This window comes from Nocardioides panzhihuensis, from assembly GCF_013408335.1.
In the GTDB taxonomy this organism is placed as follows: domain Bacteria; phylum Actinomycetota; class Actinomycetes; order Propionibacteriales; family Nocardioidaceae; genus Nocardioides; species Nocardioides panzhihuensis.
Genome location: NZ_JACBZR010000001.1, coordinates 4807664 through 4824136, shown reverse-complemented (window position 1 = coordinate 4824136; position 16473 = coordinate 4807664). Strand labels below are relative to the sequence as shown.

The following is a 16473-nucleotide window of genomic DNA, read 5'->3' as shown; positions in this document are numbered from 1 at the left end:
GCAGCCGTGCCCATCGGTGTGCTCGAGAGTGGACACCTTCGGGTGGCGATGGTCTGCGACGCCGGGCCCGATGTCGGGATCGGGCACGTCATGCGCTGTCTGGCCCTCGGCGAGGAGCTCGTCGGCCGCGGAGCACGTGTGGTGATGGTTGCGGACCTGGCCCGGGTGCCCTGGGCAGCCGAGCAGGTGCGGCGCCGGGGGATCGAGATCGAGCCGGACCCGGGCGACGTCCTCGCCGCTCTCCTTCGCCTCGACCCGACCTCGGTGGTCGTGGACTCCTACCTCCTCCCGGCTTCGGTCTACGCCGACCTGCGGGAACGGTGGCCGCTGCTCGCTCTCACCGACGGCGACCCGCGCGGACGGGTTGCCGACCTCTACCTCGACCAGAACCTGGGCGCGGAGGCGTCGGCATGGGCGCTCCCCGAGGGGGCCACGCATCTCGGCGGGCTCGACTACGCCCAGCAGCGACGTGACATCGTCCGGCAGCGGCCGAGCGCGCCCAGGTCCGCCGCCGACGAGCACTCGCCCCTGCGGGTGCTGGCGTTCTTCGGCGGGACGGACGCCTTCGGGGTCGCGCCCCGGGTCGCCCGCCTGGTCGCGCGAGCCGGCGTCGCCGTGGAGCTGACCGTCATCGCAGCCACGCCGGCGCTCGCCGCGGAGATCGCCGACATCACCGCGGCGCCGAGGCAGGTCATCGACGTGATCGGGCCGACCGACAACCTGGCCGAGCTCGTCGCTGAAGCTGACGTGGTGCTCAGCGCCGCCGGCACCTCAGCCTGGGAGCTCTTCTGCCTCGGTGCGGCGGTCGGGTTCGTCTGCGTCGCCGACAACCAGCGGGACGCCTACGTCCGGATGGACCAGGACGCGCTGGCCGTCGGGATCGCCACCCTGGCCGAGCTCGACGACGATCCCGAGGGCGTCGTCGTCCGGCTGCGTGGTCTCCTGGGCGACGTACGGCTGCGGGAGCGGTTACGCGCCGCCTGCTGGGCCAAGGTCGACGGCCGGGGCGCCGCGCGGGTCGCCGACGCGCTCCTGGCCCTCGACCGCGAGCCTTCTAGACCAGGTCCCAGCTGAGCGGTGTCCCGGCCGGAGCGTCCTTGGTGAAGGTGCGGCCGAGGACGATGTCGACGTCGCTCGGCGGCAGCCCGTCGGCGGGGCGGACGGAGCGTACGTTGTCCGGGCCGACCTTCTCCCCGGCGCGTACGTCGCGGGTGACGAAGAGCGAACGACGGAAGCGGAGCCCCTCGCGCTCGGCCGACTTCGGTCCGATCCGGGCCTCGCCGAGCGCCTGCCAGGCGATCTTGGTCTCGCTGACCAGCGAGGCGAACTCGTGCGGCTCCAGGGAGAAGTCGGAGTCGACGGCGCCGTCCTGGCGCGAGAGCGTGATGTGCTTCTCGATCACGCACGCGCCGAGAGCGACGGCCGCGACCGATGCGCCGATCCCGAGCGTGTGGTCGGAGAGGCCGACCGCGACGTCGAGCCCGTCGCGCAGCACCGGGATGCCGCGGAGGTTGGAGGCCTCCGGGGGAGCCGGGTAGGACGCGGTGCAGGCCAGGACGACGAGATCGTCGTTGCCGGTCGCCCGTGCCGTACGCACCGCCGCGTCGATCTCGGCGAGCGTCGCCGTGCCGGTGGAGATGATCGTCGGCAGCCCGGCCTCGGCGATCGCCCGGACCAGCGGCAGGTCGGTGATCTCGGAGGAGGCCGACTTGAGCATCGGCACCCCGAGCCCGACCAGGAAGTCGACCGCGGTCGGGTCGAAGGCGGCGCTGAACGGCACCATGCCGAGCTCGCTCGCCAGGGCGAAGATCGGCTCATGCCAGTCCCACGGCGTGTGCGCCTCCTCGTAGAGCTCGTGGAGGCGGCGGTTGGGCCACAACGGATGGTCGGCCGAGAGCCGGAACGCAGGGGTGTCGACGTCCAGCGTGATGGTGTCGGCGGTGTAGGTCTGGATCTTGAGCGCGTGCGCGCCGGCCTCGCCCGCGGCGCGCACGATGTCGAGCGCCCGCTCCAGGTCGCCGCCATGGTTGCCGGACATCTCCGCGATCACGAACGGCTCGTGGCCGGGGCCGATCATCCGGTCGCCGACGGCGATCTCGTGGGTTGTCATCGGGCCACCTCCGTAGCGCGAGCGCCAGAGTACGGACGCGGCCCGATGAAAGATCTGATGGTCGCTCGCTGGCGCTCGCTCATTACTGCTCCTTGGGGGAACGTCGGGTGGGTCGGTCGTCGCGGTGCAGCCTGACCGGGATCGCGGTCACCGAGCTGTCGCCGACGGTCTGCTCATAGGGTTCGCCCTCGGTGAAACCGAGGCGGCGGTTCATCGTGCGAACCGATTCGTTGTGGGGGAGCACCTCACCCTCCAGGACGTCGATGTCGAGCCCGTCCGGCTCGGGGGCGAAGGCGTACGCCACGGCCTCGCGCATGATCTTGGTCCACGCCATCAGAGTGGTGCCGTCGGCGGTGGTGCCGTCGTGGTCGAGATAGAAACCCCACGAGGCGGTCCTCGTGCCCGGGTCGTGGTCGAAGAAGCTCACCACGCCGAGAGGCCGGGCGGCGTACTCGAACATCAGCACGCGCCGGGTCGGGTCCTGAGCGACCCGGGACCACCAGGCGGCGTGCTCCTCAGGGGTGATCAGATGCTGGTTGATGCTCACCGAGCGGTTCGCGTCCTGGTTGCGCCAGGCCAACATGTTCGGCAGGTCGTCGGCGGTCGCCCGTCGTAACATCGATCTCCTCAGACGTCATGGGAATGCGCGCTCACGTTACTCGCACGTTCCGGACCGGTGGGGTTTCCCTCGTCGGGCGTCACGATATGGTCCGAGGCCATGGAGACTCTTGACCGACCGGCGGTCCGCAAGCTCATGGGTGAGGTGCTGGCCGTGCAGGGGAAGACCCTTCCGGACGACGACGCCGCGAAGCTGGCCGACATCGGTTTCCGTTCTCTCGACTTCTCCGAGCTCGCGCTCCGGGTCGAGGACGAGATCGGCGACGAGCTCAACTTCGAGGCGGCCGGACTTCGCTCGATCGAGACGATCGGCGACGTGCTCGACCTGCTCGTGGAGATCCAGGGGCAGTGATCGGCGACAACCTCGTCGTCGACGCCGGAACCGGGAGTCGCGCGACCTGGCGTGAGCTCGCGCAGCGGTCCACCGGACCGCGTCCGGCACCGACGGCGTACGTGGTCGAGCGCAGCATCGACGCGCTGTCCGCGGTCGCGGGGCTGAAGGACGGCGGCGAGCTGCTCGTCGCCTCCTCCGGGCGGCTCGACGAGTCGCTCGCCGAGGAGCTGCGTACGGCAGGGTTCGACGTTTCCGCTTCCGGTGACGTGCAGGCGGCGACCGCTCCACGCCCGGCCGAGGACGGCCGGGTCTGGCTGCTCACCTCCGGATCGACCGGCCGGCCCAAGCGGGTCGGTCACACCCTCGAGTCGCTCTCGACCGTGACCGGCGAGCTGGCCCCGCGCACCTGGCTCTGCCCCTATTCGCCCGGGACGTACGCGTGGTGGCAGGTGATCACCCTGGGACTCGGCGTGCCCGGTCAGGGCCTGGTCCTCGTCGACCCGGCTGATCTGGACGATTGGGTGGCGCCCGCGCTCGAGCACGGCGTCACCGCGGTCTCAGGCACTCCGACGTTCTGGCGACGGACGCTCATGCGGCACGGCGCCGAGCTGCAGAAGCTGCCGCTCGAGCAGGTCACGCTCGGTGGCGAGCCGGTCGACCAGGCCGTGCTGTCGCAGGTCAGCGAGGCCTTTCCGGCCGCGCGGGTGTCCTGGATCTACGCCTCCTCCGAGGTCGGCGCCGCGATCGTCGTCCACGACGGCCGCGCCGGGTTCCCGGTGGAGTGGCTGGATCGTGACGTCCCCGGCCGGCCGCGGCTGGCGGTCGTCGACGGCGAGCTGGTGATCACCTCCCCGCACCACGGCACGGACGCCTCGGGCGCCGAGATGACCGGAGCCGTACGCACCGGCGACGCCGCCCGCATCGAGGACGGTCGGGTGCTGGTCACCGGTCGTCTGGACCGCGACGAGCTCAACGTCGGTGGCTCGAAGGTGTCCGCCGGAGCCGTACGCGACCTGCTGCAGTCCCACCCCGAGGTGGCCTGGGCCGCCGTGCGCGGCCGGAAGGCGCCGCTGGTCGGCACCATGGTCGTGGCGGACGTGGTCGCCGCCCACGACTCGGACGTGACCGCCGACGACCTGACCCGCTGGGCGGCCGAGCGGCTGCCCGAGTACGCCGTCCCCCGGCGTATCAAGATGCTTGACGAGATCCCGGCCAAGGAGACACTGAAGAGCGATGTCTGATTTCGCACCCGTCCCGCCCGTATCCGTCGTGCTGGTCTCCGGCGCTTCGCGCGGCCTCGGTCTCGCCATCGTCACCGACCTGCTCGAGCGTGGGGTGAAGGTCGCGGCCTTCGCGCGCACGGTGACCCCCGAGCTCGAGGCGCTGGCTTCGAAGTACCCCGAGGACACCCACGTCGGCTCGGTCGACGTAACCGACGAGAAGGCGGCCCAGGGGTTCGTCAAGGAGGTCGAGGCGAGGCTCGGCGTCATCGACGGCCTGGTCAACAACGCCGCGATCGGCCAGGACTCGCTGCACGTGCACACCTCGTCGGACCGGATCGCGCAGATCATCGAGACCAATCTGACCGCGCCCCTGGTGCTCACCCGGTTCGTGCTGCGGCGCCTGATCGGCAAGGGTCTGAAGGGTCGGGTCGTCAACGTGACCTCGATCTGTGGCCAGCGCGGCTACCAGGGCCTGGTGGCCTACTCCGCCACCAAGGGAGGCCTCGACGCGGCGACCCGCTCGCTGGCCCGTGAGCTCGGTGGCCGGGTGCTGGTCAACTCGGTCGCTCCCGGGTTCTTCGCCTCGGAGATGTCCGCCGTGCTCGGTGCGAGCCAGCTCGAGTCGATCGCGCGGCGTACGCCCTCAGGAGCGATGACCACGCCCGACGACGTCGTCCCGACCGTCCGGATGCTCCTGCTCGAGCAGACCAACATCAACGGCCAGTCGATCGTCATCGACGGCGGCGGCTCGATCTGATGTCCGGTGGCGAGCTCAGCGTCGGCAGCGACGCCGAGCTCGCGGGCCATCGAGCCCGCAGCCACCTCCACGACGGCCGGGTGGTCGCCTGGACGGGCTCCTACGACGTCCCGGTGGCCGTCGACGCGGAGGTGGACCGTGCGGTCCCGGCGGCCCTCGCGACACGGTTCGGGACCGACCGGTTCTGGGAGCGATGGACCCGGGCCGAGTGCGTCGCGAAGCTCACCGGCCGAGGGGTCCTCGATCTGGTGGATCTGATGACCGGTGCCGACCCTGGCGGGGACGGCCGTAGCGCCGGGGTGAGCCTCAGGACGGTACGCCTGGCAGGCGGCATCGTCGTGTCGATCGGCACGCTCGATGCCGAAGGGTCCGGATCCCGACGCTGAGTGCTCGCCGTCGCAGTTGCAGGCGGCGTGACTGACGGCTTGCCCTGTCGACGTGATCGACGCGGGCATCGGCCGGAGTACGGGAGACCGTTCGTTCGCCTGTAACCTCTGGCTTCGACCAGATTCACGGGGACGTCATCTCGGCGCGCCCCCGAACCGAGAGGGAACTTGCATGGGTCAGGGATTCGTCGACGTCTTGCGTCGAGCCGAACGAAGGATGCCACAGGGCATTCGTCGGCTGGCTCGCGACGCCGGGCATCGCGTTCTCGGACACGAGCGCGGCCCACTCGTCTCGGTGGTGGTGACGGTCACCGATCGAGACGAGCAGTACCTGGCCGAGTCGCTCCTCTCGGTGCGAGAGCAGACCCATACGACCCTCGAGATCCTCATCGCGCCTTATGGACAGGCCAGCGCGGTGAGCGACCAGATCCTGGCCGACGTTCCGGACGACTACCGACTGCGGTTGCTGGAGAGCTCCGCGACCCAGGCCGAGGCCCGTGATCGCGGCGCCCGTGCCGTGCGGGGAGACTATGTCTGCTTCCTGCTCGCTGCCGATCTCCTCACGCCGAACGCGATGCGTACGCTGGTCACCTCTCTGGAAGAGAGCGGCTCCGATCTCGCGGTGGGCCGCATCGAGAGTCGCGAGCGGCTCTCGCCGCCGGTGGTGGCGCCTTACGACCTCGTGCACGCGCAGAACCGCTCCGGTCTCACCCTGGACGAGTTCCCGGTGGCGTTGAGCGATGTCGGGGTCAGCAACCGGCTCTTCCGCACCACCTTCTGGCGGCGGCACGGATTCAGCTTCGGCGGCGTCGGTGGCGCAGACGCGGTCGGTTTCGACGGCTATCTGAAGGCCGACCGGTTCGACGTGGTCACGGCCCCGGTGTGCGTGGACATGGACCGAGCCGACGGCACCCCGGTCGAGCAGCTCCACGACCAGACGCTCGGCATGGAGGAGTGGATCGAGCAGACGCGGGCGACCTGGGTCGCGATCGGTCAGCTGGCCTCCGACCTGCGTGACCACTGGGCGCTCGGCGGGCTCGCCGGCCGCGCCAACACCATTCTCGGCGACGTCGAGCGGATGAGCTCGGAGCAGTGGACCAGCCTGCGCGATCTCGTCGTCGAGATCGAGCGCGGCGTCTCTGTCGAGGTGTGGCTCAAGCTGCCGGTCGAGGTTCGGGCACGGCTGACCTACCTCGTCGCCGACCGGCGTGGGGAGCTGACCGCGTTCGTCGCGTCACGCTGGTTCGAGCGTGGCAACCTGCGCACACGCGTCGCCGACGGCCAGGTGCACGGGATCTTCCCCGACACGGAGCTGCCCGAGGACGTGACCACGCTCAACGTGTACGAGACGCCGGCGCGGGTGCTGGTGCGCGACGTACGTCCTCACGACTCCGACCGGGCCGTGATCGACCTGGTGGCGTGGATCGAGCTCGTCGACCTCGCCGAGGCGACCCCGGTCATCACGGCACGTCTGGTGCCGGACACGGCCGGCGGCGATGCCGACGACGGCAGCGGGGCGGACCCCGACGCGGGGCTTCCCGACCCGATCGAGCTGACCGTGACCCCGCGGCGGGACGCACAGGCCAACATGAGCATCGGTCACAAGTACCAGGACTACCGCCCCGGCGGGTGCCGCACCGAAGTCGACCTCACCCGACTGACCACCGGACGGTGGCACCTCGAGGTCACCATCGACGTCGACGGTGTCATTCGCACCACCAGCGACGTCCAGATAGACACGCGTGGCCCGGCGGGCAACCTGGCGACGCGCTACCGCCCCCGGGTCCACACCTCCTCCGGCGTGTCCGTGGCCTGCGACCGCTTCGCCGACCAGCTCAGCTTCCTTGCCACTCCGACGACGCCCACCACCTTGCAGAAGGCGCAGGTCGATGACCGCACCGTCTCCCTGACGCTGGCCGGCGAGCTGCCGCAGGCCGTGCGGGCGACCGGCGGCGGTGTCCGCATCGAGGCGCCGGTCGAGGACGGCAGGGTGACGCTCACCCTTCCCGCCCACGGAGCGGTAGAGCTCGGAGCGCACGCCGCATGGCGGCTGGAAGCCCTCCAGGGCGATATCACCGGCCGGATCGCCTGGACCGACCCGATCGGCGCACCGTGGACCGGCGAACGCGGTGGTAGCGTGCTGGCCGCCCGAGACGGCCAGGGCTACGCCCAGATCATCGAGACGGCCGACACCGTCGCGCTCGACCGCGTCGAGCTCGGCGAAGGCAGGATCACCGTCCGCGGCCACTGGCTCAGCTCGATCCCGAAGCACGCCCGGCTGACCCTCTCCGGCTCGCAGCACAGCGAGACGGTCAAGATCGACACCGGTGCCTCCGACTTCGAGGTGGTCTTCACCCTGCACTGGGACGAGTGGGGCCTCGGCGACTCCGTCCTGCCCAACGGCAGCTATCAGTTCCGGCTGACGTGTGGGGCCAAACGCGCGGGCAACGTACGCCACACCGCCGCGTTCCTCGAGCATCAGGCCGACTTCCAGGTCAGTGACGAGGCCCGGCTGCGTCCGGTCAACGGCAACGGGCCAGGAATCACCCTGCAGCCGCCGATCTCCGTCGACCACGCCGGGAGCTACGCACACAACCTCGCCCGTGAGCGGGTCCTGGCAGCCGAGGAGCCCATCGACGAGTCCGCGGTCTATCTCTCGACCTACGCCGGCTCGACCGCCACCGACTCCCAGCTCGCGATCCACGAGCACCTGCGTCGTACCCGCCCCGACCTCACCCTCTACTGGGGCGTCGCCGACCACGCGTCCAGAGTCCCCGAGGGTGGCATCCCGATCGTGCTGCAGAGCCCGGAGTGGTATCGGGTCATCGGCACCGCCAAGTATCTCGTCCAGAACATCGACTTCGACCGGTGGTGGCGAAAGCGGGAGGGGCAACGGTTCCTGCAGACCTTCCATGGCTATCCCGCCAAGTCGATGGGCCTGCGGATGTGGCTCGCGAAGCAGTTCTCGCCGCTGCGCTGCAAAGCCGAGCTCGACCGGACGACCGCCGGTTGGGACCTGATCCTGACGCCGACGCCGGAGATGGACCGCTACTACCGCGAGGAGTACGCCTACGACGGCGCGATCCACAGCGAAGGCTATCCCCGTGACGACGCGCTCGTCGGCCCGCCGGCGGGCGAGGCTCGCGAGCGGACGCGCAGGCTGCTCGGAATCGGCCCGAACCAGAATGTGATCCTGTACGCCCCGACCTGGCGGGACCACCTGGCGCTCAACTACCGCTCGGCGAAGATGGTCGAGCACCTCGACGTGGTCGCGGCCAGCGAGGCGCTGGGGGACGACTACGTCATCCTCCTGCGTGGCCACCGGTTCAACTCGAAGGGGAGCGAGCGCAGCGAGCGCACCGCCCGGATCATCGACGTCACCGACTACCCGGAGATCAACGACCTGATCCTGGCCTCCGACGCGGCGGTGCTCGACTACTCCAGCCTGCGCTTCGACTTCGCTCTCACCGGGCGACCGATGGTGTTCCTGGTGCCCGACCTGTCCGACTACACCGGCGGCATCCGCGGGTTCCTCTACGACTACGCCGACACCGCGCCCGGGCCGATGCTCGACACTGCCGAGGAGGTCGTCGCGGCCCTGTCCGACCTGGACCGGCTCGAGGGCCGGTATCGAGACCGGATCGCCGCGTTCAACGCCAAGTACCAGTACACCCAGGACGGCAAGGCGACCGAGCGGGTCGTCGAGGCCTTCTTCGACAAGCACTGACGGTCACAAAAGCAGCGATGGCGCGTCCCCTTGCGGGGCGCGCCATCGCTGCTCTACGCGGGTCTTAGGTCACGCCAGCCGGGCGAGGGCCGGCTCGGCAACCGAGGTCTTGCCGGGGATCGCGTTCCAACGCTCCGGCAGGACCGCGCGGTGCGGGCCGACCTCGAGCAGGACCACGTTGCGGTAGGTCATCCCGTAGGTCTCGACGTAGGGCGCCAGCGAGGCGAGCAGACCCTTCTCACGCCACTGCGCGGCATCGAGCACGAGCACATCGATGTCGAAGGCGTCGAAGTCGAAGGCATGCCGCTGGTGGCCGTCACGACGCAGCTCGGCCGCCAGGGTGGTGCGCTCAGCCTGCTTGTTGGCGGCAGCGTGGATCTGCTGGAAGCCACTGACCCCGCGGGTGCCGACGACGTCGGCGGCAGCCAGCAGGTTGCCCTCCAGGTCGGTGTCGGCCAGGCCTGCGATGTCCTCGGTCAGCACAGCGGAGACCGGCAGGATGACGAGCCTGTCGACGTCGGGGAGCAGGTCGGCGACCACGAGACGCTCGAGCTGGCCGATCGGGAGCGTGCTGCCGTCGGGCTGCTTGATCCCGTCGAAGCCGGACACGTCCAGCGCGCTGAGCGTGATCCCCGGCCGAGCGAGCTCGTCGAGGCGCAGGTCGGTGCCACCGGTCTGCACCCACAGGTGGACCGGACGCGACGAGTACGCCGCGATGGACTTGATCAGCCGGCGCAGCTTCGGGCGCTGCTTCGGGCGGGCCGAGACCGCGACGTGGATCGCGTCGGCCGGGACCTGCTCCGGGGTGTGCACCGGGTTGCTGCGTACGTCGTCGGCGATCGAGCTGACCAGCTCGCCCACCTTGCGGGCGCCGGCCCGGCGCTGACGCGCGATCTCGACCTCAGCGGCGTTCATCTCGCTCCACTGCGCGTAGACCTCCTCGACGCTGGCCCCGGAGAAGATCTTGGTGAGGATCGTCTCGAGCCGGTCGTTCATGCTCTCGCGGATGCCGTCGAACTCTTCCGGTGTGAGCGGGTTGAGACCGGCGAAGCGCGGGTCGGAGAGGTTCTTCGGGCGGAAGTCGATGTCGATGCCGATGCTGCGACCGGGCAGGTAGCAGTGCAGGCGGCTGGTGACCAGCTTGCGGTGGTCGCGACGGTAGCCCTCGAGCATCGTGATCGCGTCGTCGATGTTCTTCACGAACGGCCGGAACCGGACCTCGTCGAGGCCGCCCTGGGCGTAGGTCGGGGCACCTTCGGGGATGGTGCCGTCGAAGACGTCGACGTAGCCGACCGGGGCGTCCGGACCGGGCAGCTCGGTGGCGTCGGGGAAGACGGTCGAGACCGTGGTGGTGAGGCAGCCGGAGAAGAAGGCGGGCACGCCGACGGAGAGCAGGATGTCCACGGTCGTCCAGTCGCGGCAGCCGATCGGGGCGTACTTCTTGAGGTATTCGATCGTCTCGTCGGTCATCATGGCGCGGGTGCTGCAGTGGAACGAGACGAAGATCGGACGCAGGTTCTTGTGGAACGGCATCCCGTAGCGCATCTCGAAGATGGGGTGCATGTACCACCCGAAGCCGAGCATCCAGGTGTCCTTCGGGACGGGCTGGTACATCGACGCGTCGCGCTGGAGGGTCAGCAGCTGGACCTTGGCGGACAGGCCGTCGCGGACGCGCTCGGGACGGACCCGCTCGCGCAGCCGGTCGGCGAGCTCGTCGAGCTCGGACTCGCCGGTGAACTCGAGGTCGCGGTGGCGCACCAGGTGGCCGAGGGAGGCGACGGTCTGGACGTGGTCGCCGATGTTGGCCGAGGCGCGGGAGCGGCCGGGGTGGCCGTAGTCGACGACGGCGTAGGAGACGGTGCCCTCCGGCGCGGCCGGGGCATCGGGCTCGTCGTTGTCTGCCGCGACCCACGAGCGCAGCCAGTCACGGCTCTCGACGACCCACTTGGTGTCGCCGTTCGTGCCGTCACCGACGGCCTCGTCGAGCCGGGCGTAAAGGCTGCGGGCCAGCTCCTGGTCGCCGAAGCCGAAGACGCGGCTGGTCATCGCGAGCCAGGCGCGGCCCGGGACGTACGCAGCGCCGGACTCGGCCAGCTCGCGCAGGGTCGCACGGGTCGCGTCGGGGTCGACGTGGAGCCCCGACATGACGTACTCGTCGGCGGCAGACACGGCCCACTTCTCCACCGGGACGCCCTGGAAGAGGGCCCAGGCGCGCTCGTAGAAGCCGCCACCGGCAGCGTTGACCGCGCCGTCCAGGTCAGCGGCGACGACGAGCGGTTCCACCTCGATGGAGATCGGCGCCGGCTTCACGCCCTCCGGCGCACCCTCCGAGATGGACGGAACGCGCGCGGTGAGGCTCTGACGCAGACGCTCAGGGAGCAGCTGGCGAGCGAGTCGTCGAGCTGGGCTGGCCATGGGACTCCTTCATTGATGGTTCGACGCATGGTCGGTAAGAGGAGCCGCGTTGTTCGCGGTCCGTTCACACGTTCCCCCGTATGATCCAGGCGGGATATCCTGCCCGAAGAATCGGCATTCCCCAAAGACGCCGACTAATCTCGGCGCATGTCGATCGCCACCCCCCACGAGCAGGTCGCGCTCCCCGAGGGCCGCTACCTCACGATGTGCAACGAGATCGCGACCAAGTTCGGCGGACAGACGCGGGCGATGATCATGCGTAACCGTCTGATCACCCAGCACACCGGGATCCCCACGACTCTGCTGACAACCGAGTCGAAGCCCGTCTACGACGAGGTGCGCGAGGTGCTGCGCGAGTCGGGCCAGCTGATCGAGGGCATGGAGCTCCTCAATCTCTACGAGTGGTATCGCCACAACACGCCCACCGACGCGCCGGACGAGTCCGTGGCCGCGCTCGGCGGGACGCTCGCCGACGTGGCCGGCACGACCACCCAGGACGTCCTCCACCCTGACGGCACCGTCTACTACACCGCCCATTCGCAGTCGGGCAAGGACCTGGCGCGCGACTACCGCCGTGCCGACGGGTCGATCTACCTGCGGGCGCCGGGGCCCGGGGCTCCGGCCGCGTCAAGGGTGCCCTACATCCTCACCGATGCGGAGGGTCGTCCGATCCGCTCGTGGGAGACCGTGAGCGGCTGGCTGTGGCACTGGCTCGAGCTCCTCGCGGGCGACGCCGAGCGGGTCTTCTTCGTGACCGACTCCCGGTTCGCGCTGCGCGACGTCATGCCCCGTGAGGACGACCGCTTCCACTTCCTCCACCTCATGCACAACAACCATGTCGTGAAGGAGCGGCGCTGGAACTCCCAGCTCTCGGGGAAGTACGCGCCGCTGCTGGACAACATCCATGAGTACGACGGCCTGGTGAACCTGACCCATCGTCAGTCCGAGCACATCGCGATGCGCTACGGGCCGACCTCGCACCGGTTCGTCGTGCCCAACCCGGTCGAGCTGCCCGAGCTGCCCGAGACGATGCCCGAGCGGGAGCCGGCGACGTTCGTCACGGTGGCCAGGCTCGAGCCGCAGAAGCGCCTCGAGCACGCCATCAAGGCTTTCGCGAAGGTGGTCGAGACGCGGCCGGAGGCCAAGTTCCAGATCTACGGCGACGGCAAGCTCTACAAGCCACTCGCCGACCTGATCGAGACCCTCGACGTCGGCAAGAACGTCCAGCTCATGGGTCACGACCCGCGAGCCAAGGAAGCGCTGCTGCACGCCACCGGCTTCATCATGACCAGCGTCAACGAGGGCTACCCGCTGGCGACCCTCGAGTCGCTCTCCTTCGGCTGCCCGGTGATCAGCTACGACATCAACTACGGTCCGCGCGAGCAGATCAGCGACGGGGTCGACGGCTTCATCGTCGAGGCCGAGGACATCGACGCGGTCGCCGAGCGCTGCATCCAGATGATCGACGCCCCCGGCAAGGTGGCGGAGATGTCCCGCAAGGCCCTGGAGAAGGCGAGCAAGCACGACTGGCGCGCGTTCCTCGATGACTGGCGGGTCGCCTTCGAGGGTGCCGTCGCGCAGCGGCCGGGCCGAATCGAGAAGGCACGAGCCCGGCTCGACGTCCACGCTCTCGGATGGGCGCGGCCGATGCCCGAGGGCGTCGCGACCCGCTTGCCTGGCCCGGCGAGCCGCCTCGGTCGCACCCAGGCCAGCTCTGCCGCGTTCCGTGACTCTCGTACGCTCCGCTTCGACGCCACGCTCACCGTCATGGGCGAATGGCCCAAGGGCGTGATGTCGGATCGCATCGTCACCCTCGACGCCGTCTGCAACGAGACCGGCGAGGTGGCAGCGCTGCCCCTCGAGGTCGAGCCCGAGGGCCGGGGTGCGTTCCGGCTCGCTTCCAGGTTCGACCTCGCGCAGGTCTTCGAGGAGCTTTCCGAGGAAACCCGCAACCTGGATCTGCGGCTCCGGTTCACCGTTCACAACTGGAGCTGGCAGACCAAGCTCGGCCGGCCCCGTGACGTACGCCCGAACTTCGAGGTGTCGTTCGGTCCGAACGACGTCCTTCACCTGCAGCGGCGCTGACCGGAGGGCGTCAGGACCCGGCTACGCGGACGGCGTGGAGCTTCGTACGTCGCTCCAGCCGGAAGCCGGGACGGTCCTCGAAATACTCGTCGACCGCGTCGCGGCATCCGCTGTAGTGGAAGTAGTCGTCGAGCACGATCCGTCCCCCCACGACCAGGTGGGGGGCGATCCGCTCCAAGCAGATCATCGTCGACTCGTACCAGTCGCCGTCGAGGTGGGCGAAGGCGACCGGTTCGTCGATCTTCAGCGTGTCCTGAAACAGGCCCTGCACCAGTTCGACGTTGTGCTGCGCGGGATCGATCCCATGCCTGACGAACGAGTCGCTCACCTCGTCGTAGAGGTTGTCGCGATAGCCGTAGTAGGTCTCCCCGCCGATCCCCTTCGACGTGCCGCTGACGATCTTCCGGTAGCGGTTGTGCACGTCCTCGCCGTCGCGCTCGGACGGCTCGGGGATCATGCCGAAGACGTCGTAGACCTTCATCGGCCGCTTCGGGTCCTTCGCCGCCGCCATCACGATCGCGGAGCCGCCCAGCGCCGCTCCGGTCTCGATGATCAGCCCGGGCCGGTCCTGCAGGTCGGCGTCCAGCACCTGGCGGGCGAGCACCTGCAGGTTCTCGGGCTTGAGGTAGGTGAGGTGCTCGGCGCGGACGTCGTCGAGGACGGTGTGGACCTCGGAGGGAAGCGGGAGGTCTGCCAGGGGGTCGCACACCGACTGCCGGGTGCGTATGGTCTCGGCGCGTAGCCTCGCGACCTCGGCCTCGAGCTCGGCTCTGGTCTGACCGGTCGTCTGACCGCTCGTCTGGGCGGTGGTCTTGGTGGCGTTCTCCTCGACCGGCTGCTTCGATGCGGGCGGGGCGTCGGTGGCGGGCTTGCGCGCGACCACGACGTAGTTCTTCGGCATCCCGCGCTCGAAGCGGCCACCGGAGATCTCCAGCCGGGAGTAGAGGCGGCTGAGCCGGACTGCGAGCTTCCGGTTCAGGAGGACGATCGGGGCGATGTAGGCCAGCTTCCAGCGCAGACCTCGTCCGCGGAGCTCGTCGACGCTCGCGGGAAGGTTCTTCGCCATCATCTGATAGTTGTAGGCGACCGTGCCGAAGTAGCCCTCGAGCCAGTTCATCCTGGCGATCTCGAACCCTGCGTCCTCGAACATCTTCCGCAGCGCGAACTGGGTGTAGCGGAAGAAGTCGTACGGCTTCTGATGCTCGGCGAAGAAGAGCGGCGCGGAGAGGAAGATCCGGCCACCCGGCTTGAGCACACGGTGCAGCTCGGCGATCGCCTTCTCCGGCTCAGGCACGTGCTCGAGGACCTGGTTGCAGATCACCCGGTCGAAGTGCCCGTCAGGCACCGGGATGTCGGTGATGTCGCACAGATAGTCGAGGGGTGGGTTCGCAGAGTCCAGCTGGGCGAAGTCGGCCGCCTCGTACTGAGCGTGCTTGAACAGCTTCCGGTAGGGCGAACGGCCGGCGCCGGCGTCGAGCACACGCATGCCACGCTTGGTGCCCTTGGCGAAGCGTGCCATCTCCTGACGGAGGCGCACTCGGGATGAGTTGATGTACCTGGGCTGGACCGATTTGCTCTGATCCGGCCGGACTCTGGTCCGCATGGAGCGACATTAGGGCATGCCCCGCAGATCCACGTGCGCTTTCGCGTCGTTCTTCACCGGACGATGCGCTAGCGACCTGGTTGCGGAGCCTCCCGCAGACCACGTTGGACAGCGTCGCGCACCGGGTCGTGCAGACGACGCTCGATGAGGTAGTGGAGAGCGATGGCGAGCACGAGAGCGGTCGCGACCGCAGCCGCCAGGACGACGTACTCGTCGTAGCGGCCGTGGAAGGTGTCGATCACCCAGAACGCGAACTGCGCGTGGATCAGGTAGAGCGGATAGGTCAGCGCCCCGAGCGTCGTCAGGAAGCGCGCCTCCACCCGCCCCAGCGGACCGGCGGAGACCAGCCAGACCAGAGCGGCGAACGCGACGATCGCAAGGCCGGTGACCATAGGCGACACGGTCGCACCGACGAGCTCGGTCGCCCGATCGGCGTACTCCGTCGCTTGGCGGATGCCCAGGATCACGTTGTAGGCCACCGCGAGCCAGGCGATGAACGAGTTGCCGAAGCGGTAGATGAGGAACAGGGCCATGCCCATCGCGAAGAACGGGGCGTACTCGGCGAACAGCAGCGAGTTCAGCATCCCGGAGTCGGTCGCGCGGGCGATCTGGGCGAGCAGCGGCCACAGGAACACGACCGCGATCACCCGTTGCTTGGTGATGCCGACGAGCAGGAAGACGCCGATCAGCAGGTAGAACTTGAGCTCGATCCAGAGCGTCCAGAAGGCACCCTGGGCACTGAGTACGTCCCAGGCGTCTTGGGTCATCGTCATGTTGATCAGGCCGCCGACGAACCCTTGGTCGCGGCCGCCCTTCCAGTAGGCCTGGAGGATCAGCGTGATGATGACGGCGACCCAGTAGGCCGGGAACAGCCGGGCGACCCGGGAGGAGACGAAACGGGGCAGGTCACGACCCCACGCGGTCATCAGGATCACGAAGCCGCTGATGATGAAGAAGAGCTCCACGCCGAGGTAGCCGTAGCGGGTGACGTGGTTGAGGGTCGGGAAGACCTCCCGGGGGTCGAGGCCCCAGTAAGGGGTCGCGATGCCGGTGAGGTGGTAGCCCACGACGACGACTGCCGCGATGAACCGGAGCGCGTCGAGCGCGCCGAGCCGGGAGCGGCGTACGACCTTCTTGGGCGCGGTCTCGGATCCGGACTCGGGTGCGCGTGCCGGGGTGGTGTCGGCGGGAGCGGTCGGGGTGCTTGTCATCGGG

The 16473-nt window shown here is 69.3% G+C and carries 12 protein-coding genes; 7 read left to right on the top strand and 5 right to left on the bottom strand.

The genetic code is table 11. The features are described 5' to 3' along the window. The first annotated feature begins 6 nt into the window (after window positions 1-6). Window positions 7-1074, top strand: coding sequence for a spore coat protein (locus BJ988_RS22855; RefSeq protein ID WP_218861057.1), 1068 nt, complete (start codon window positions 7-9; stop codon window positions 1072-1074). Here BJ988_RS22855 and pseI read toward each other — a convergent pair. Together pseI and BJ988_RS22845 are read right to left on the bottom strand one after the other, a co-directional pair. Then, a complete protein-coding gene (gene pseI, locus BJ988_RS22850; RefSeq protein WP_179660174.1) occupies window positions 1055-2110 on the bottom strand; it encodes a pseudaminic acid synthase in 1056 nt (351 codons plus the stop codon). The genes BJ988_RS22855 and pseI overlap by 20 nt on opposite strands. Window positions 2111-2192: 82 nt before the next feature. Further along, window positions 2193-2729 carry a GNAT family N-acetyltransferase gene (locus BJ988_RS22845; protein ID WP_179660173.1) on the bottom strand — a complete coding sequence of 179 codons (537 nt, stop codon included), beginning with the start codon at window positions 2727-2729 and terminating at the stop codon, window positions 2193-2195. Window positions 2730-2828: 99 nt separating this feature from the next. Here BJ988_RS22845 and BJ988_RS22840 point away from each other — a divergent pair, with 99 nt between their 5' ends. From BJ988_RS22840 to BJ988_RS22820, 5 genes are all read left to right on the top strand, one after another. Then, window positions 2829-3080: a phosphopantetheine-binding protein gene (locus tag BJ988_RS22840; RefSeq protein WP_179660172.1), complete on the top strand. Its 252-nt coding sequence runs from the start codon at window positions 2829-2831 to the stop codon at window positions 3078-3080. Beyond that, window positions 3077-4303: an AMP-binding protein gene (locus BJ988_RS22835; RefSeq protein WP_179660171.1), complete on the top strand. Its 1227-nt coding sequence runs from the start codon at window positions 3077-3079 to the stop codon at window positions 4301-4303. The genes BJ988_RS22840 and BJ988_RS22835 overlap by 4 nt, the downstream gene beginning before the upstream one ends. Beyond that, the gene (locus BJ988_RS22830; RefSeq protein WP_179660170.1) at window positions 4296-5042 is read left to right on the top strand and encodes an SDR family NAD(P)-dependent oxidoreductase; all 747 of its coding nucleotides are present in this window, start codon (window positions 4296-4298) and stop codon (window positions 5040-5042) included. The genes BJ988_RS22835 and BJ988_RS22830 overlap by 8 nt, the downstream gene beginning before the upstream one ends. Next, the gene (locus BJ988_RS22825) at window positions 5042-5428 is read left to right on the top strand and encodes a 4-phosphopantetheinyl transferase family protein (RefSeq protein ID WP_179660169.1); all 387 of its coding nucleotides are present in this window, start codon (window positions 5042-5044) and stop codon (window positions 5426-5428) included. Before BJ988_RS22830 ends, BJ988_RS22825 begins: the two co-directional genes overlap by 1 nt. A 301-nt stretch (window positions 5429-5729) precedes the next feature. Next, window positions 5730-9155 carry a CDP-glycerol glycerophosphotransferase family protein gene (locus tag BJ988_RS22820; protein ID WP_179660168.1) on the top strand — a complete coding sequence of 1142 codons (3426 nt, stop codon included), beginning with the start codon at window positions 5730-5732 and terminating at the stop codon, window positions 9153-9155. A gap of 69 nt (window positions 9156-9224) precedes the next feature. Here BJ988_RS22820 and BJ988_RS22815 read toward each other — a convergent pair whose 3' ends face one another. Further along, window positions 9225-11570 carry a glycosyltransferase family protein gene (locus BJ988_RS22815; protein WP_179660167.1) on the bottom strand — a complete coding sequence of 782 codons (2346 nt, stop codon included), beginning with the start codon at window positions 11568-11570 and terminating at the stop codon, window positions 9225-9227. A 147-nt stretch (window positions 11571-11717) separates the two neighbouring features. On the opposite strand from BJ988_RS22815, the gene BJ988_RS22810 reads away from it, so the two are divergent. Continuing rightward, window positions 11718-13655: a glycosyltransferase gene (locus BJ988_RS22810; RefSeq protein WP_179660166.1), complete on the top strand. Its 1938-nt coding sequence runs from the start codon at window positions 11718-11720 to the stop codon at window positions 13653-13655. A 10-nt stretch (window positions 13656-13665) separates the two neighbouring features. Here BJ988_RS22810 and BJ988_RS22805 read toward each other — a convergent pair whose 3' ends face one another. Together BJ988_RS22805 and BJ988_RS22800 are read right to left on the bottom strand one after the other, a co-directional pair. After that, window positions 13666-15258 carry a class I SAM-dependent methyltransferase gene (locus BJ988_RS22805; protein WP_281365496.1) on the bottom strand — a complete coding sequence of 531 codons (1593 nt, stop codon included), beginning with the start codon at window positions 15256-15258 and terminating at the stop codon, window positions 13666-13668. 68 nt (window positions 15259-15326) lie between these two features. Further along, window positions 15327-16469, bottom strand: a complete 1143-nt coding sequence (locus tag BJ988_RS22800; RefSeq protein WP_179660164.1) for an acyltransferase family protein — start codon at window positions 16467-16469, stop codon at window positions 15327-15329. Window positions 16470-16473: the final 4 nt, after the last annotated feature.